Annotated in this window: 19 protein-coding genes and 1 pseudogene; 15 read left to right on the top strand and 5 right to left on the bottom strand. The window is 37.1% G+C overall.

Going from position 1 to position 16448, the window contains the following annotated elements:
* The first annotated feature begins 10 nt into the window (after nucleotides 1-10).
* The 13 genes and pseudogenes from galE (at nucleotide 11) to ACT17O_RS09050 (ending at nucleotide 12816) form a co-directional block, all read left to right on the top strand.
* Complete coding sequence (galE, locus tag ACT17O_RS09110; protein WP_000996574.1) at nucleotides 11-1024, top strand: UDP-glucose 4-epimerase GalE; 1014 nt, start codon at nucleotides 11-13, stop codon at nucleotides 1022-1024.
* Between the two features lie 140 nt (nucleotides 1025-1164).
* Complete coding sequence (locus ACT17O_RS09105; RefSeq protein ID WP_000793817.1) at nucleotides 1165-1821, top strand: DUF1868 domain-containing protein; 657 nt, start codon at nucleotides 1165-1167, stop codon at nucleotides 1819-1821.
* A gap of 37 nt (nucleotides 1822-1858) precedes the next feature.
* Nucleotides 1859-2938: an extracellular solute-binding protein gene (locus ACT17O_RS09100; RefSeq protein WP_000748691.1), complete on the top strand. Its 1080-nt coding sequence runs from the start codon at nucleotides 1859-1861 to the stop codon at nucleotides 2936-2938.
* Between the two features lie 103 nt (nucleotides 2939-3041).
* Nucleotides 3042-4052, top strand: a complete 1011-nt coding sequence (locus ACT17O_RS09095; RefSeq protein ID WP_000589129.1) for an ABC transporter ATP-binding protein — start codon at nucleotides 3042-3044, stop codon at nucleotides 4050-4052.
* A gap of 11 nt (nucleotides 4053-4063) precedes the next feature.
* Nucleotides 4064-5755, top strand: a complete 1692-nt coding sequence (locus ACT17O_RS09090) for an ABC transporter permease (protein WP_001216192.1) — start codon at nucleotides 4064-4066, stop codon at nucleotides 5753-5755.
* A 2-nt stretch (nucleotides 5756-5757) separates the two neighbouring features.
* The gene (locus tag ACT17O_RS09085) at nucleotides 5758-6468 is read left to right on the top strand and encodes an MgtC/SapB family protein (protein WP_001191972.1); all 711 of its coding nucleotides are present in this window, start codon (nucleotides 5758-5760) and stop codon (nucleotides 6466-6468) included.
* Between the two features lie 94 nt (nucleotides 6469-6562).
* A complete protein-coding gene (locus ACT17O_RS09080; RefSeq protein ID WP_000870371.1) occupies nucleotides 6563-6925 on the top strand; it encodes a hypothetical protein in 363 nt (120 codons plus the stop codon).
* A 128-nt stretch (nucleotides 6926-7053) separates the two neighbouring features.
* Nucleotides 7054-8055 carry a LacI family DNA-binding transcriptional regulator gene (locus ACT17O_RS09075; protein ID WP_000793419.1) on the top strand — a complete coding sequence of 334 codons (1002 nt, stop codon included), beginning with the start codon at nucleotides 7054-7056 and terminating at the stop codon, nucleotides 8053-8055.
* A gap of 825 nt (nucleotides 8056-8880) precedes the next feature.
* Nucleotides 8881-9846, top strand: a complete 966-nt coding sequence (locus ACT17O_RS09070) for a hypothetical protein (RefSeq protein WP_444817452.1) — start codon at nucleotides 8881-8883, stop codon at nucleotides 9844-9846.
* 204 nt (nucleotides 9847-10050) lie between these two features.
* A complete protein-coding gene (locus ACT17O_RS09065; protein ID WP_084939609.1) occupies nucleotides 10051-10737 on the top strand; it encodes a LexA family transcriptional regulator in 687 nt (228 codons plus the stop codon).
* Nucleotides 10738-10740: 3 nt separating this feature from the next.
* Nucleotides 10741-12156: a Y-family DNA polymerase gene (locus ACT17O_RS09060; RefSeq protein WP_444817451.1), complete on the top strand. Its 1416-nt coding sequence runs from the start codon at nucleotides 10741-10743 to the stop codon at nucleotides 12154-12156.
* Nucleotides 12153-12515 carry a hypothetical protein gene (locus ACT17O_RS09055; protein WP_444817450.1) on the top strand — a complete coding sequence of 121 codons (363 nt, stop codon included), beginning with the start codon at nucleotides 12153-12155 and terminating at the stop codon, nucleotides 12513-12515. The genes ACT17O_RS09060 and ACT17O_RS09055 overlap by 4 nt, the downstream gene beginning before the upstream one ends.
* A pseudogene (locus ACT17O_RS09050) lies at nucleotides 12508-12816 on the top strand (DUF5960 family protein). Before ACT17O_RS09055 ends, ACT17O_RS09050 begins: the two are co-directional and overlap by 8 nt.
* 22 nt (nucleotides 12817-12838) lie before the next feature.
* Here ACT17O_RS09050 and ACT17O_RS09045 read toward each other — a convergent pair.
* Genes ACT17O_RS09045 through ACT17O_RS09025 form a run of 5 tightly spaced genes read right to left on the bottom strand, consistent with a single transcriptional unit; the run spans nucleotide 12839 to nucleotide 15007 of the window.
* Nucleotides 12839-13315 (bottom strand): glutathione peroxidase, encoded by a 477-nt coding sequence (locus ACT17O_RS09045; protein ID WP_444817449.1) that lies wholly within the window; start codon nucleotides 13313-13315, stop codon nucleotides 12839-12841.
* A complete protein-coding gene (locus tag ACT17O_RS09040; RefSeq protein ID WP_444817448.1) occupies nucleotides 13312-13890 on the bottom strand; it encodes a DUF3278 domain-containing protein in 579 nt (192 codons plus the stop codon). Before ACT17O_RS09040 ends, ACT17O_RS09045 begins: the two co-directional genes overlap by 4 nt.
* Before the next feature lie 12 nt (nucleotides 13891-13902).
* A complete protein-coding gene (locus ACT17O_RS09035) occupies nucleotides 13903-14244 on the bottom strand; it encodes a hypothetical protein (RefSeq protein WP_000838131.1) in 342 nt (113 codons plus the stop codon).
* 10 nt (nucleotides 14245-14254) lie between these two features.
* Nucleotides 14255-14797, bottom strand: coding sequence for a DUF3278 domain-containing protein (locus ACT17O_RS09030; protein WP_444817447.1), 543 nt, complete (start codon nucleotides 14795-14797; stop codon nucleotides 14255-14257).
* Between the two features lie 15 nt (nucleotides 14798-14812).
* A complete protein-coding gene (locus ACT17O_RS09025; protein WP_001082470.1) occupies nucleotides 14813-15007 on the bottom strand; it encodes a helix-turn-helix transcriptional regulator in 195 nt (64 codons plus the stop codon).
* 162 nt (nucleotides 15008-15169) lie between these two features.
* Between ACT17O_RS09025 and rsmH the strand changes: the two genes are divergently transcribed.
* The gene (rsmH, locus tag ACT17O_RS09020; RefSeq protein WP_000159388.1) at nucleotides 15170-16120 is read left to right on the top strand and encodes a 16S rRNA (cytosine(1402)-N(4))-methyltransferase RsmH; all 951 of its coding nucleotides are present in this window, start codon (nucleotides 15170-15172) and stop codon (nucleotides 16118-16120) included.
* 10 nt (nucleotides 16121-16130) lie between these two features.
* Nucleotides 16131-16448 carry a cell division protein FtsL gene (gene ftsL / locus ACT17O_RS09015; RefSeq protein ID WP_000840795.1) on the top strand — a complete coding sequence of 106 codons (318 nt, stop codon included), beginning with the start codon at nucleotides 16131-16133 and terminating at the stop codon, nucleotides 16446-16448.

The raw sequence follows: 16448 nt of genomic DNA, 5'->3' as shown, positions 1-16448 counted from the left end.
GGAAGTAAAAATGGCAATATTGGTAACAGGCGGAGCTGGTTATATTGGTAGCCATACCGTAGTAGAATTACTAAATTTAGGTAAGGAAGTCGTTATTGTCGACAACCTTTCAAACTCAAGCATTTTAGTATTAGATCGTATTGAAGCAATTACAGGGCAACGTCCTGCGTTTTACGAATTAGATGTTTGTGATAAACAAGGATTGAGAAAAGTTTTTGAACAAGAATCTATTGAGGCTGCAATTCATTTTGCAGGATACAAAGCTGTCGGCGAATCCGTGCAAAAGCCTGTAATGTACTACGAAAATAATATTATGAGCACATTAGCTCTTGTTGAAGTGATGTCAGAGTTTAATGTTAAAAAGATTGTGTTTTCATCGAGTGCGACTGTATACGGCGTTCACAATCAGTCTCCCCTTATTGAGACGATGCCGACAAGTGCAACGAATCCGTATGGGTACACAAAAGTGATGCTTGAACAAATTTTAAAAGATGTTCATGTAGCAGATTCAGAGTGGAGTATTGCGTTGCTTCGTTATTTCAATCCGATTGGTGCTCATGAGTCGGGGTTGATTGGAGAAGATCCATCAGGAATTCCTAACAACTTAATGCCTTTTATTGCACAAGTAGCGGTAGGTAAGCGACCAGAGCTAAGTGTTTTTGGAGATGATTATGATACGGTAGATGGTACTGGTGTTCGCGATTATATCCATGTAGTGGATTTAGCGATAGGGCATATAAAAGCTTTAGAGAAAGTATCTGAAAAAACAGATGTTTATATTTATAACCTTGGTTCAGGAGAAGGCACAAGTGTATTACAACTTGTAAATACATTTGAAAGTGTCAATAAGGTTCCAATTCCTTATAAAATTGTTCCAAGACGATCAGGAGACGTTGCGACTTGTTATGCAAATGCGGATAAGGCGTATAAGGAATTAAATTGGAAGACTACAAAAAATGTCGAAGACATGTGTAGAGATACATGGAATTGGCAATCAAAAAATCCTAATGGATACAATAAATAAAAAAGTTCGAGTAGTCTTGTAATATGTATATATTAAAAAATTAAAAAAACAATGAAAGCGCTTGACAAAGTAAACGATTACATTGTATAATATAAACATGAATGACACCGATGTCAAAAAATAAAAAAGAAGGTCTTTTTATGAAAAACTTAACAAAAATTAAGTTCAAAGAGAACGGGGAATTTAATCATTTCCCGGGGAATACAGTTGTAGCAAATCTTTATACTAATTCAGATTTGATGGAAGTTGTTGATATCATTCAATCACGCTATAGAGAGTTACCATTTATAGATAAATTCACATTAACTCCAAGAGATTCTATTCATATGACTGTAATTGAATTGCTTTGCCATGAAAATCGTGAGCCAGAATTTTGGAGTAGCCATCTACCATTGGATACGCCATTACAAGAAATTCATGATTACTTTGCAAAACAACTAGAAATTTTCCCATTGCTAAACGAAGATATTCATATGCGTGTGACTGAAATGGGAAATCAAAACATTTTAGTAGAACCAGCCGATGAGAAATCAGCTAAACGATTAGAAGAAATTAGAACATATGTTTCTGAAAAAGCAGGTGTTCGATTCCCTAATCATGATCGCTATCAATTCCATATCTCAATTGGATATCTTCGAGTTCCATTAACTGAAGAAGAAAATGAAGAGTTTACTAAAGTGAAAAAGGAATTAACGGAAGTTCTGCTTGAAAAGATTCCTGTCATTACAGTAAATCGTATCGATTACACAGTATTTGAAGATATGAGACGTTTTGTTCCATATTGTGAAAAATTTTAAAATAAAATTATAATTAAAAATAAAAAGGAGATTTCATATGAAAAAATCTAAATTATTATCGTTTTTAGCTGCAGGGGTTGCGGTTACAACATTGGCAGCATGTTCAGGTGGTTCAACTAATTCATCAAATTCTTCGAGCGATACACCTCAATCAGAAGAAAAAGCTGACAAGAGCCAAGAATTAGTAATTTATTCTAACTCTGTTTCAAACGGACGTGGGGATTGGTTAACTGCTAAGGCTAAAGAAGCTGGTTTCAATATTAAAATGGTTGACATTCCAGGTGCTCAGTTGGCCGATCGTGTTATTGCTGAAAAAAATAATGCAGTAGCTGATATGGTATTTGGTATTGGAGCTGTTGATTCAAATAAAATTAGAGATCAAAAATTATTGGTACAGTACAAACCTAAATGGTTAGATAAAATTGACCAATCTCTATCAGATAAAGATAACTACTACAATCCTGTAATTGTTCAGCCATTGGTCTTGATTGGTGCTCCTGATGTTACTGAAATGCCTAAAGATTGGACTGAGTTAGGCAGCAAATATAAAGGTAAATATTCAATTTCTGGACTTTCAGGGGGAACAGGGCGTGCGATCTTGGCAAGTATCCTTGTTCGCTATCTCGATGATAAAGGAGAATTAGGCGTTTCTGAAAAAGGTTGGCAAGCAGCTAAAGAATATTTGGAAAATGCGTACACTCTTCAAAAGGGTGAAAGTTCAATTGTTAAAATGTTAGATAAGGACGACCCAATCCAGTACGGTATGATGTGGGGTTCTGGTGCATTAGTTGGACAAAAAGAACAAAATGTTGTATTTAAAGTAATGTCTCCTGAAATTGGTGTTCCGTTTGTAACTGAACAAACAATGATTTTGAATACTAGTAAGAAACAAGCTTTAGCTAAAGAATTTATTGATTGGTTTGGTCAAACAGAAATTCAAGTAGAGTACAGCAAAAACTTTGGTTCTATTCCTGCAAATACTGAGGCAGTGAAAGAGTTACCAGAAGCTACTAAGAAATTTGTTGATCAAGTGAAACCGCAAAGTATTGATTGGGAAGCTGTTGGAAAACATTTGGATGAATGGGTTGAAAAAGCTGAACTAGAATATGTAAAATAGGGCATAAGTGTAATTTTTAAAATTCCAGGTCTCTCTAAAGTTTCTAAACCTACATGAGAAATTAAGAGAGACTTTTCATTTATAAGTAAAGGAAGTTAGTAATATGATTAAATTTGATAACATTCAAATTAAATACGGTGATTTTATCGCGATTGATAATCTAAATTTAGATATTAAGGAAGGAGAATTCTTTACCTTCCTTGGACCATCTGGATGCGGTAAATCAACAACTTTGAGAGCTTTGGTAGGTTTTTTAGACCCTTCATCTGGAAGCATTGAGGTTAATGGGAAAGATGTTACTCATATGGAGCCAGAAAAACGTGGAATCGGGATCGTATTCCAATCTTACGCACTATTTCCAACAATGACAGTTTTTGATAATATTGCATTCGGTCTAAAGGTTAAAAAAGTTGCTCCAGATGTTATTAAAGCCAAGGTTTCTGCAGTGGCTGCTAAAATTAAGATTTCAGATCAACAATTGCAACGTAACGTTTCAGAATTATCTGGAGGACAACAGCAGCGTGTAGCTTTAGCTCGTGCTCTTGTTCTGGAACCTAAAATCCTATGTTTGGATGAACCCTTGTCAAACCTAGATGCAAAATTACGTGTGGATTTGAGAAAAGAGTTGAAACGTCTTCAAAAAGAATTGGGAATTACGACTCTATATGTTACACATGACCAAGAGGAAGCGTTAACGCTATCTGATAGGATTGCTGTTTTTAATAATGGTTTTATTGAACAAGTGGGAACACCAGTAGAAATTTATCATAATTCTCAAACAGAATTTGTATGTGATTTCATTGGAGACATTAACGTACTTACAGATGAAACTGTTCACGGAATTCTTCTAAATAATGCTCATGTTCTTTTGGAAGATAAAAAAGGTTACATTCGTTTAGAAAAAGTTCGCTTCAAACGTGAAACGGATCAGGATTTTGTCTTAAAAGGTTCAATTATTGATGTGGAATTTTCAGGAGTTACAATTCACTATACTGTTCAGGTATCTGAAAATCAAATTCTTAATGTAACAAGTATCGATAGTCAGTCAGCTATTAGATCTGTCGGAGAAAGTGTGGAATTATTTATCACACCATCAGACGTTCTGCAATTTTAAGGAGGTGCAGTATGCGTCATAAATTAAATTGGAAAGATTGGCTCATTCGTTTAGGCTTAATCTGGTTCTTGGTAACTTTCATCATTTATCCAAACTTTGATTTAGTAGTTAATGTATTTGTGAAAGGTGGGGAGTTTTCACTTGATGTCGTACAACGAGCTTTTAAATCTCAACGTGCGATTCAGAGTATTTTTAACAGTTTCAAGTTAGCATTCTCACTAATTATAACTGTTAATGTTGTTGGTGTACTTTGTGTATTGTTTACAGAATATTTTGATATTAAAGGAGCTAAAATATTAAAACTAGGATACATGACGTCACTAATCTACGGTGGAGTAGTTTTGGCTACTGGTTATAAATTCGTTTATGGACCATATGGCATGATTACCAAATTTTTACAAAGTATTATTCCATCTTTAGATCCTAACTGGTTTATTGGTTATGGTGCAGTTCTATTTATTATGACATTTTCTGGTACTGCTAATCACACCTTATTCCTAACTAATACAATTCGAAGTGTAGACTATCATACTATTGAAGCTGCACGTAATATGGGTGCAAAACCATTTACAGTGTTTAGAAAAGTAGTATTGCCAACTCTAATTCCTACTTTATTCGCTCTGACAATTATGGTTTTTCTAAGTGGGTTATCAGCAGTAGCAGCACCTATGATTGTTGGTGGGAAAGAATTCCAAACTATTAACCCAATGATCATAACATTTGCTGGAATGGGAAATTCTCGTGACTTAGCCGCCTTTCTAGCAATTATTTTGGGTATTGCCACTACGATTTTGCTTACTATTATGAACAAGATCGAAAAAGGCGGAAATTATATTTCTATTTCTAAAACGAAAGCACCTTTGAAAAAACAAAAAATCACATCTAAACCATGGAATATCATTGCTCATATTGTTGCTTATGCTTTGTTCACTGTTTTCATGTTACCATTGATTTTCATTGTATTGTATTCATTTACTGACCCAGTTGCAATACAGTCAGGAAACTTATCATTATCAAACTTTACTCTTGATAATTACAGATTGTTCTTTAGTAATAGTGTTGCGTTTTCTCCATTCCTAGTCAGCTTTATATATTCTATCATTGCAGCAACTACTGCAACAGTTCTTGCTGTTGTGTTTGCGCGAGTAGTTCGTAAACATAAAGCTCGATTTGATTTCTTGTTCGAATACGGAGCTCTTCTTCCTTGGCTATTACCAAGTACACTTCTAGCAGTTAGTTTATTGTTCACTTTCAACCAACCTCAACTTTTAGTCTTTAACCAGATTCTAGTTGGTAGTTTAGTAATTTTGCTAATCGCTTATATTGTTGTAAAAATACCATTCTCTTATAGAATGGTACGTGCAATCTTATTTAGTGTTGATGATGAGATGGAGGATGCTGCTAGAAGTATGGGGGCTTCACCATTTTACACAATGATGAAGGTTATTATTCCTTTCATCTTGCCGGTAGTTCTTTCTGTTATCGCACTCAACTTTAACTCTTTATTGACCGATTTCGATTTATCTGTATTCCTTTATCATCCATTGGCTCAACCATTAGGTATTACGATTCGTTCTGCAGGTGATGAAACAGCAACATCTAATGCACAAGCTCTTGTATTTGTTTATACAATTGTTCTAATGATTATTTCAGGGACTGTATTGTACTTCACACAGAGACCGCGTGGTAAGAAAAGGAAATAGTAATGCAATCATCCAGCATGGGACTATCATACATTGAAATTATTATTAGAGTCGTGTTGTCTTTGGTCATTGGAAGTATTATTGGCTTAGAAAGAGGAAGTAAATCTCAACCAGCAGGTATTCGTACACATAGTATCGTTTGTATGGCTGCTTGTTTGATTATGATGACTAATGAATTTGTATCTTATAAGTTTGGAACAGGAGATCCGACACGTTTAGGTGCTCAAGTTATTTCTGGTGTTGGTTTTCTTGGAGCTGGAACAATTCTTATCACAGATAAAAAGAAGGTTACGGGTCTGACAACTGCAGCAGGAATTTGGGCTTCTGCAGGAATAGGTTTAGCTATTGGAGTAGGTTTTTATGAAGGTGCTCTGTTAGTAGCTATTTCTGTGTGGAGTGTGATTTCTATGTTTCAGCCTTTAAAAAAATATCTTCAAAGTCGTTCAAAAGTTATTGAATTATATATTGTAGTTAAATCTACTGAGGCATATAATCGAGTATTAGTTTATTGTGCAGAAAATGGAATTCGATTGAATGATTCAAGAACTGCTTTTGGAGATGTTAATTCTGAAAGAATTGAATATTTTGATGTTCCAGACAAAAGAATAGCATCATTTATGACTCTAGAACTTTCAGGTAAGTTTGAACATCTTAAACTAATGGAAGAAATAGCAAATATTGTTGGTGTTATTTATGTGGAAGAAGTTAGTTGATATAGAATAAACAAAGGGGCAGTTATTCTTGTCCCTTTGTTTTTTAGGTGATAATTGACTCGAAATTATTTGCAAAGTATAAGGATAAACATAAATGAAGGTATATAATATTAATTTTGACTGTGGAAGAATAACGTATTTTGAATATAATTCTTTAGTGCAAGTATATAGATTTCATTCTTTTTATGATATTTGTGAAATTGTATTTTCGTCTTCTTTACCAGCTGATGATATATTAGCAAAAGTTATTGTTAAGGAAAAGATTATTCCGATCTTAGACTGCTATGTCCAAATGTTATTAGATACTTTTATAGTTTCAATGGATTTTACCGAAAATGATTTTTTATATTTTCGTGGTAAGTTATTTTCATACAAGTTTATCAGTTGTGAAGTAGAAAAAATTGTAAAGAATAAAAATTTTAATTGTCAATGTTATTTTTTTGAATCGGAAGAATAGAGTATAAAATAGAAAATTTTGAAATTAAAGTTTTGTTAAGATACATTAAAATATTTTACTAAATTCTCTTGTTAAAAAAAGTAAATATTGTATAATAAAATTAGATAAATCATAAATGGAGGACTAAAGTGAAAAATTTAAACGATAAAAAGGTAACTATTTATGATATTGCGCATTTATCAGGTTTTTCTCCAAAAACTGTTTCACGTGTTATTAACGGTGGTGAAAAGGTAAAAGAAGAAACTTATCGAGCTATTCAAAAAGTCATTGATGAGTTGTCGTATGTTCCAAATGCATATGCAAAAAATTTGACTAAGAAAGAAACTACAAACATTTTGATTTCCGTTAAAAAGATTGATTCTTTTCCCTTGATTTGGTTTCAAACTTTACTAGATAGAGTTCTACAAACTTGTAAAGAGTTTGGTGTAAACGCTATTGTTGAATACTTTGGTGAAGAAGATACGATTAGGAATTCAATAATTTCAAGTACAGGAAGCTTAATAGATGGAGTAATAGTATTTTATGAAAGTAAAGACGATATTCGGATTAATTATTTACAGAAAAATAATATGCCTTTTATAGTTTTTGGAGAATCTCGAACACCTGATGTTGTTTATGTATCTAATAACAATTTTCAAGCCACTTATGATATGATGGAATTAGTAACAAAAGAGAATATTAAAAGTATGTTGTTACTTATGGGAGGGGAATCTCTTGTTAATAAGGATCGTGAAAAAGGTATTCGTACTTTTTTGACTGATAAAAATTATTTAATGGATTTGCAAGTTATTTATGGTTTAACTACAATTGATTCAGTTTATTCATATGCTATAAATAATTTATCTAATCAAAATCATCCGGATATGATATTTGTTTCTGGGGATGAGAAGGTTCAAGGGCTGATTCGTGCGTGCTATGAGAAGGGGATTACCATTCCTGATGATATTTCAATAATTGGATTCGATAATATTCCTATTTCGCAATATTATACTCCAGCTCTGTCTACTATTTCTCCTAATTATGCTATGTTAGCCCAAAAAATGATAGAAGGTGTTTTAGCAATCATTAACGGTGAAAATATAGAATCCGTTGAAATATCTTCAAAAATTATTAGAAGACAAAGCTTTTAATCGGTAAAAAATACCGATTTTTTATTTGATAAAATATTAAAATAGTAGGTAGATGTATTTCTATGAATCAATTTTTTGCAGAAATTGGACTATCTATCTGATGCATAACTGGTTAAGCTGTAGCAGTATAGAACCTTGTATCTTCATAGAGTATATTGAAAGATATTTGCGATAATTTATATTGTATTCCGTATATCAAATGTACAAAACAATAATAATTCAAATGGTGTGAACTTTTTGGTAAAATCTAGCTCAATTTGTGTATTTTTAGGATAAAATTCACACCATTTAATTGAAACTTATTCAAATTAGATGAAATTAGTTTTCTAAAAAAAGCGGAGAAACGCTGATTTAAAGGGGATTTTGAAACTTATTCAAATATAAATGTATCCAACCAGGTCTTAAGAAAGCTCGTAAAGCATCACAATTTAGTAAACGTTAATTCGAAAGAATTACAATACTTACAAAGAGCACCTTTCGGGGTGTTCTTTTTTATGCTTCCATACTAAATTGGTGCAATTGACACAGTTGTTGCGACTTTAGTCGCTTACAAATGTGGCTGCAACCTGACAAAGTCAGTTGCCTCAAAACGTTAATCAACACGATACTATTAACGTTTCGAAACACTTCATGGTTCACACCATGGGGTGTTTTTGCTTCTCTCGTCTTCTCACGGCATTACCCATGTGGTATAATGAGACAAGGGTTGCTCCTCATTTCAGACGAGTTCATGGAACTCAGGATAAGTTAGCAGGTGAGATGAGTATTTCTGTCAGTCTCCTATCTACCTGTTAGGAGTTGTCCAAAGTAAAAGGAGAGAGTAGATTGGTTTTATTAGTATTAGGGATTTTGGTTTTGCTTATTCTAATCTTAAAACAGAAACAGAAAACTGCTAAAAAATCTGAAGGAAACGCCAAGAAAAGAAATTGGCTATTAATAGGTTGCTTATCCATAGTGATCCCAATCGTAATCTTCACAGTGTTCAGTCCAATTTTTGCTCTAATGGATATGTGGGGGCTATTTGCCCATGCAAGCCGAACTGAGATTGAGCAAGCTGTGCATCGTTCTTATCAAAACTACGGTCTTACAGGACAGTTTGAGCTAGAAAAATACGAGAAAAACTATACAAGCGTGGGAGGATTTATAATCCATGGTAGCTACAGTGAAAATATAGCCGGAAAAACCTATCAGGTTAAAACTCGATTTAAATACTATACTCGTTTTTCGGAAATTAAAACATATAGAAAGACAGATGCAGAGGTTGATTACAAAAATGATAAAAAAATTTATAATGTTTTCCCAGAATTAGCCTATTTAGGGATTGAGGTTAGTCCAGGCACCAGCGAATTTTTAAAAACACTGGACAGTTCAATCAAAGATCCTAAACTGCCTGATTTGAAGTATCAAGGTATTGGTTTTGAATTTAATAACCAATCTGATAATATCTATCTTTATAATGAAATATTAGAGGAAAATCAAAGCAAGGGCCAAGCTCTGCAAGGGATGTATCCAATGGATGCTCAATATCTTTTCCAAAAAGAGATTTTTATACCAACATTTGAATTTCAGTATTTCGTTCCAAAAGAAAAAAGAGATCTCTTGTATGATGACTATCTTAAAGAGCTTGAAGCGCTCATGAAGGAATTTTTTGTCAACCAACCCTTACCACGCGGTCTTTATGCTGTCAAAATTGCTAAATATAAAGAGGATAAACTTGTCAGTGATAGTGGTGTATACTATGTGAAGATTGAAAATCGTCAAGTTGTAAAGCTGTTGCAAAAATTAGAATAGGAGTCGCTAGGGCTCGGTCAGTTTTTTGTTCATAATTTCCAGTTGTGTCTGTTAAAATTTGATTTTCCCAGTGGACAATCGTCCACTTTTTTTATATAATAAAACTAAACCGAATTGGTTGATTTTTAGAGATGTAAGCTCAACCGTCGATTTGTTTTTCTAAGAGAGATATTCTCAATAAAACATCACACTAGGGGGTGAATCATGTACCAACCAGAAAAACTCAAGGCTCGGAGAAAAGAGTTAAAATTGACACAGAAGGAAATTGCAGAGGAATTAGGGATTAGTTTTCAGGCTTACTCGGCTTGGGAACGTGGAATTAAGGAACCATCCAAGGAGAAGGTTGCCCAGCTAGAAAATATTTTAAAGGTGGCAAAGGGATATTTCACTCAGATCGAGATTGTTCGTCTCTACAATAGCCTTTCCAAGCAAGGGAAGGACAAGGTTGTGCTCTATGCTCGCAACCTGGCTCAAGAAGAACAAACTCAGAAGGTGGCGACCATGCCAGAGCGCCTCTACGAGTACCGTGTCTATGAACGTATGTCAGCAGGGATCGGGGCTTCGGTCTATGATGACCAGAATTTTGATACGGTTTACTTTAACGAGGAGTTGGCCCATGATTTTGCATCTTGGGTATCTGGGGACTCTATGGAACCTAAATATCAAAATGGTTCGGTGGCTCTGATTCGGGAAACAGGATTTGACTATGATGGGGCAGTTTATGCAGTAGTTTGTAACAACCAGACCTATATCAAACGGGTCTATCGGGAGGAAGATGGTTTGCGTCTGGTTTCTATCAATCCTAAATACAAGGACATTTTCATCTCCTATGAGGAAGATCCTCGGATTGTGGGGATTATCGTTGGGAATTTTGTGCCGATGGAGGGTTAGCCTATGGGCTACTTTGATTATTCCAGAGAGCCCAAAAGTGATATTGCCTTTGTCGATATGAAATCTTTCTATGCCAGTGTCGAGTGTGTGAAAAGGGGCTTGCATCCGCTGAAGACCTCGCTTTGTGTCATGAGTCGCGCGGATAATTCTACTGGTCTTATCCTAGCTTCCTCTCCCATGTTTAAGAAGATTTTTGGCAAGTCCAATGTTGGCCGGGCCTATGATCTGCCTTTTGATATCAAAACGCGCAAATTTTCTTATTACAATGCTCGAAAGCAAGGCTTGCCTACTGACTCAGACTATGTTCGCTACATCGAAGATTGGGCTCAAGTGACTTTGGTTGTGCCACCTAGGATGGATGAATACATAGCGGTCAATATGGAAATCCAGCGAATCTTTCAAAATTATGGCAGTCCAGATGATATTTATCCCTACTCTATCGATGAGGGCTTTATCGATCTGACTAGTTCGCTCAACTATTTCATCCCAGACAAGAGTCTCTCTCGCAAAGACAAGCTGGATCTGCTTTCTGCTCGCATCCAGAGGGATATTTGGAGGCAGACAGGGATCTACTCTACAGTGGGTATGTCCAATGCCAATCCCTTACTGGCCAAGTTGGCTCTGGATAATGAGGCCAAACACACCCCGACCATGAGGGCCAACTGGTCTTACAAGGATGTGGAAGAGAAGGTCTGGGCTATTCCCAAAATGACGGATTTTTGGGGGATTGGCAGGCGGATGGAGAAACGCTTGCATGCTCTGGGGATTTTTTCCATCAGAGAATTGGCCACCAGTAATCCAGACCAGTTACAGAAGGCTCTAGGTCAGGCTGGCCTGCGTTTGTGGTTTCATGCTAACGGGATTGATGAAAGCAATGTTCATAGGCCCTATAAAGCCAAGTCTCAGGGATTAGGAAATTCTCAAATCTTGCCGAGAGACTACGTGAAGCTACGGGATATCGAAATTATTCTCCGAGAAATGGCGGAGCAGGTGGCTATTAGGCTGAGAAGGGCGGGTAAGAAAACAACCCTTGTCTCTCTCTATGTTGGTTTCTCTAAACAGGAGGTCAGGTCGTCTATTCACACACAAATGAAGGTCGAACCGACCAATAATACAGCTATCTTAACGGATTATGTTTTGAAGCTATTTCATAATAAATACACTTCTGGAGCGGTCAGAAGTGTCGGAGTCAACTATTCAGGATTTGTGGACGAGTCCTTTGGCTTGATCTCCCTCTTTGATGATGTTGACAAGTTAGAAAAAGAAGAAAGGCTCCAGACAGCCATTGACTCCATTCGGGAACAATTTGGTTTTACCTCCCTCTTAAAGGCTAACGCACTGGAAGAAGCCTCTAGGAGTCTTGCTAGAAACAAGCTGATTGGGGGGCATTCTGCTGGAGGATTAGATGGACTAAAATGATTGATCGTTCTTATTTACCCTTTCAATCTGCGCGTGACTATCAAGATCCAGGGATGCAGAAGTGGATGGGCTTTTTCCTCTCAGAGCATACTAGTTCACTCGGTGAAGAAAAAAATCGGGTAGCTTTCTCGACGAGTTTGAATCCCGTTGAGAAGTTGCTTTTGCTTTCACAGCTGTATATCGGGCAACTAAAGGGATACTTTGTAGTCAAGGAAAAGAAGCAGAAAACCACTATCGTCGGCGAGGTAAGAGAATTATCACCTCAAACTCTATCTATTAGGACAAGTGAGGGCTATAGGCTGGTAGAGGTAGCAGATGTCCTCGAAATTCGACTGTGGGAGGAGGGAGTGTATGACTAGAAAAGAGTTGTATGAAAACAAACTGCAGATGGATTATTTTTCAGATGCCTATATTCGTTTTGAAGAGGATTTTTAAAAATACTCTGCTATGAATGTACCCTTGACTTTTTTGATCGATGACATCCTACGCACCATGGCGATGAATCAGAAGAACTACTTTGTTTTAAACAAGGAAAATGCTAAGGATGGGCGGGAGTATCGCTTTTATTTTAGGGTGGTGACGGAAAAAGAGTGTCCCAGTAATCGAACCTATGCATACGATGGAGTCGAGAATACTGACCAACATCTCTATTTTGCTTGAAAGGATACGTTTTAAAAAGAAATTAGAGTATTTTTTGGAGAGACTCTTGGATGGTTTTGGGGTCTGTTTTGGAAGAGAAGCGCTCAAGGACTTGCCCATCTCGACCAATGAGAAACTTAGCAAAATTCCATTCGATTCGTTTTCCTAGCGGGCCAGATTTCTGCTCTTTTAGCCAAACATAAAGAGGATCTGCCTCCTTGCCGTTGACCTTGATCTTGGCAAAGCGAGGAAAAGTGGTCTGGTAGTGTAGACTGCAGAAGCTATTGATTTCCTCTGCGCTGCCGGGTGCTTGTCCCATAAACTGATTGCAAGGGAAATCTAGGATTTCAAAGCCCTGATCTTGATAGCGTTCATAGAGTTCTTGAAGTCCCTGGTACTGGGGCGTTAAACCACATCCAGTAGCAGTGTTGACAATCAAGAGAACCTTGCCACGATAGCTCTCCAGGGGAGTTGCTTGATTATTTTGATTCAAAACAGAAAAATCATATATACTGGTCATTTTTCTATATTCTCCTTATGCATTCCTGATTCAGAGTGTTTCATCTCGTGTTCCGATAAAAAGGCATAGGTCATGGTTCCAAAGATGGCACCAATACCCAATCCTAACACTAGTAAAGGGAGCATTTTATCGAAATGGAAGAGGTCATCCCCAAAGGCATCTATGGGAAGATGCTGAACAAAGAGTTTGTGAAAGGCTGATAAGACAAACAAGCCAATTGGAATACTGATGAATATACCCCAACTACGAACTTTAATTTGGCTTTTGCTGTAGCTTTTGTGATGGATTTCGGACGGGTCATCCTTGTCTAAATGTAAGTTGCGAACTGCTAGTCTCGCCCTAGATGAGAGGACGAAGATAAGTCCAAAATAGAGGTAGGGCATGGCATCTCGAATCAACTCTATGAAGCGTCCAAATAGGAGATAGAACAAGAAGAGTAGGAGGGAGGAGTAAACGATTTGGATCAAGGAACAGGCACAAGCCCTGTGAATCATCTCTTGACGACATTCATCAAAGGGACCTTGTATGTGAAAGAACAGTTTGAGTAAGCGAGTGGTGAAATTTTCTTTTTTCATGGGAGTAACCTCCTAAATGAGCGATTTTTGATTGACTTCTTTAAAGAGTTGATAGAGAGTATAGAAGTAAACCAAACTAAAAATGATACAGATTATTAGAAATACTAGGTATCTCCAATCCATAGGATTTGTTAAAAGTTGTGGAAAGGATACGAGTATAAAACAGAGAGATGCGTTTAGAAGACGTATTTTTTTTGATTGGATTTTCTGGAATCTCTGTCCCTTGTTCAATACAGGAAGGAATAAAAGAAAGATAATCAAGAAAGGATGCTCAATATGTCCAGAAAGTAGGAAAAAGGTAACAAAGATACTGATAAAAACATGACTGATCAGTAGTCTAGCTAGTGATTTCATAAGGCACCTCCTAGTCGTCTTCTTGGTCTTTCTTTGCTTTTTGAATGCGAAGAGAGACAACGATTTGTATCATCAGTCCAAAAAAGAACGCTCCCAGTATAGTTTTTAAAATATGTTTTGAATTCAGAAGAGAACTGATGAAATTTGGATTTTCACTGGTTAGGGTATCGATGAGTGGCATTATAAAAAATATCGCTATGCCGTAGATCAGACCGGCTTTTAGACCAGGAAAATGCAGTTGTTTACTTTCTTTTTGACTCAGCATTTCGGGGTCAATAGCTGTGATGCCTGTTTTTTTGGTTTGGGAGACCACATAGAGGGCAGCCATCATCGAAATGCCAAATACCACGAGAGGATAGCCGATAGCGACAATTTGCGGGTATTTATAAGCAAGGACAAAGGGGATGAGATTGCCAAATATCATCAGATAAAAGAGAACGATAAAGACTTGATTCCCGATACGATCGGCCTCGCGCCGTTTGTGTTCGTCAAGGGGGCCAGAAATGCCGTATGTGCGTTTGATAAGTTTGTCAGTGAGAGTTTCTTTTTTCATTTGTTTGCTCCTTTTTTAAAAATCGTCTTCCCAAAAGAGACTGTTAAGGTCAGTTTGGAGGCTGCGGGCGAGATTGAGACAGAGTTCCAGGGTAGGATTGTACTTGTCGTTTTCAATCATGTTGATGGTCTGTCTCGAGACACCGATATCTTTGGCGAGCTCGAGCTGGGAAATGCCCAGTTCCTTGCGGAATTCTTTGACACGATTCATAGAGTCTCCTTTCTAATATGTCGTATATATTTGACTATATTATATTCTTTTGGAGATGGTGTGTCAAGTATACACGACATTTTTTTGAGAATTTTTTTCGAAGAAACTTAGCCTTGTCTGACAAGTGCAAGCTGGTCAGATTTGTGGTAAAATAGATAAGATATGACAAAAGAATTTCATCATGTAACGGTCTTGCTTCATGAAACGATTGATATGCTTGACGTAAAACCTGACGGTATCTACGTTGATGCGACTTTGGGCGGAGCAGGCCATAGCGAATATTTATTAAGTAAATTGAGCGAAAAAGGGCATCTCTATGCTTTTGACCAGGACCAGAATGCCATTGACAATGCGCAAAAAAGGTTGGCACCCTATATCGAAAAGGGGATGGTAACCTTTATCAAGGATAACTTCCGTCATTTGCAGGCACGTTTGCAGGAGGCTGGTGTCCAGGAAATTGATGGAATTTGTTATGACTTGGGAGTGTCCAGTCCTCAGCTGGATCAGCGTGAGCGTGGCTTTTCTTATAAAAAGGATGCGCCACTGGATATGCGGATGAATCAGGAAGCTAGTCTGACGGCCTATGAGGTGGTCAATCATTATGACTATCATGACCTGGTTCGGATCTTTTTCAAGTATGGTGAGGATAAATTTTCTAAACAGATTGCCCGTAAGATTGAGCAAGCGCGTGAGGTGAAACCCATTGAGACGACGACGGAGTTGGCAGAGATTATCAAGTCGGCCAAGCCTGCCAAGGAGCTCAAGAAAAAGGGACACCCTGCCAAGCAGATTTTTCAGGCTATCCGAATCGAAGTCAATGATGAGCTGGGCGCTGCAGATGAATCTATCCAGCAGGCCATGGACATGCTGGCTCTGGATGGTAGAATCTCGGTCATTACCTTCCATTCGCTGGAAGACCGCTTGACCAAGCAATTATTCAAGGAAGCTTCAACAGTGGAAGTTCCCAAAGGCTTGCCCTTCATTCCAGATGACCTTAAGCCCAAGATGGAATTGGTCTCCCGCAAGCCAATCTTGCCAAGTGCTGAAGAGCTAGAAGCCAACAATCGTTCGCATTCAGCCAAGTTGCGCGTGGCTAGAAAAATTCACAAGTAAGAGGAAAAACATGGCAGAAAGAATCGAAAAAACAAGCCAGTTATTGCAAACGAAGTTTAAAGGTTTTTCACGTGTGGAAAAGGCCTTCTATGTTTCGATTGCTGCAACAATGATTATCCTGGCAATTAGCGTTGTGTTTATGCAGACCAAGCTATTACAAGTTCAGAATGAATTGACCAAGGTTAATGCTCAGATAGAAGAAAAGAAGACAGAACTAGATGATGCCAAGCAAGAGGTCAATGAATTGATTCGTTCAGAACGTTTGAAAGAAATTGCAAACTCCAAGGATTTGCAGCTGAATAACGAAAATATCCGAGCAGCGGAGTAA

Source organism: Streptococcus sp. HJ1 (assembly GCF_052399005.1).
Taxonomy (GTDB): domain Bacteria; phylum Bacillota; class Bacilli; order Lactobacillales; family Streptococcaceae; genus Streptococcus.
This window is presented reverse-complemented; position numbering and strand designations above follow the sequence as displayed.

What these genes read in the sequence shown, in the direction of transcription:
- galE (WP_000996574.1), top strand. Translation starts at nt 11, where the DNA reads ATGGCAATATTGGTAACAGGCGGAGCTGGTTATATTGGTAGCCATACC.
- ACT17O_RS09105 (WP_000793817.1), top strand. Translation starts at nt 1,165, where the DNA reads ATGAAAAACTTAACAAAAATTAAGTTCAAAGAGAACGGGGAATTTAAT.
- ACT17O_RS09100 (WP_000748691.1), top strand. Translation starts at nt 1,859, where the DNA reads ATGAAAAAATCTAAATTATTATCGTTTTTAGCTGCAGGGGTTGCGGTT.
- ACT17O_RS09095 (WP_000589129.1), top strand. Translation starts at nt 3,042, where the DNA reads ATGATTAAATTTGATAACATTCAAATTAAATACGGTGATTTTATCGCG.
- ACT17O_RS09090 (WP_001216192.1), top strand. Translation starts at nt 4,064, where the DNA reads ATGCGTCATAAATTAAATTGGAAAGATTGGCTCATTCGTTTAGGCTTA.
- ACT17O_RS09085 (WP_001191972.1), top strand. Translation starts at nt 5,758, where the DNA reads ATGCAATCATCCAGCATGGGACTATCATACATTGAAATTATTATTAGA.
- ACT17O_RS09080 (WP_000870371.1), top strand. Translation starts at nt 6,563, where the DNA reads ATGAAGGTATATAATATTAATTTTGACTGTGGAAGAATAACGTATTTT.
- ACT17O_RS09065 (WP_084939609.1), top strand. Translation starts at nt 10,051, where the DNA reads ATGTACCAACCAGAAAAACTCAAGGCTCGGAGAAAAGAGTTAAAATTG.
- ACT17O_RS09060 (WP_444817451.1), top strand. Translation starts at nt 10,741, where the DNA reads ATGGGCTACTTTGATTATTCCAGAGAGCCCAAAAGTGATATTGCCTTT.
- ACT17O_RS09055 (WP_444817450.1), top strand. Translation starts at nt 12,153, where the DNA reads ATGATTGATCGTTCTTATTTACCCTTTCAATCTGCGCGTGACTATCAA.
- ACT17O_RS09045 (WP_444817449.1), bottom strand. Translation starts at nt 13,315, where the DNA reads ATGACCAGTATATATGATTTTTCTGTTTTGAATCAAAATAATCAAGCA.
- ACT17O_RS09040 (WP_444817448.1), bottom strand. Translation starts at nt 13,890, where the DNA reads ATGAAAAAAGAAAATTTCACCACTCGCTTACTCAAACTGTTCTTTCAC.
- ACT17O_RS09035 (WP_000838131.1), bottom strand. Translation starts at nt 14,244, where the DNA reads ATGAAATCACTAGCTAGACTACTGATCAGTCATGTTTTTATCAGTATC.
- ACT17O_RS09030 (WP_444817447.1), bottom strand. Translation starts at nt 14,797, where the DNA reads ATGAAAAAAGAAACTCTCACTGACAAACTTATCAAACGCACATACGGC.
- ACT17O_RS09025 (WP_001082470.1), bottom strand. Translation starts at nt 15,007, where the DNA reads ATGAATCGTGTCAAAGAATTCCGCAAGGAACTGGGCATTTCCCAGCTC.
- rsmH (WP_000159388.1), top strand. Translation starts at nt 15,170, where the DNA reads ATGACAAAAGAATTTCATCATGTAACGGTCTTGCTTCATGAAACGATT.
- ftsL (WP_000840795.1), top strand. Translation starts at nt 16,131, where the DNA reads ATGGCAGAAAGAATCGAAAAAACAAGCCAGTTATTGCAAACGAAGTTT.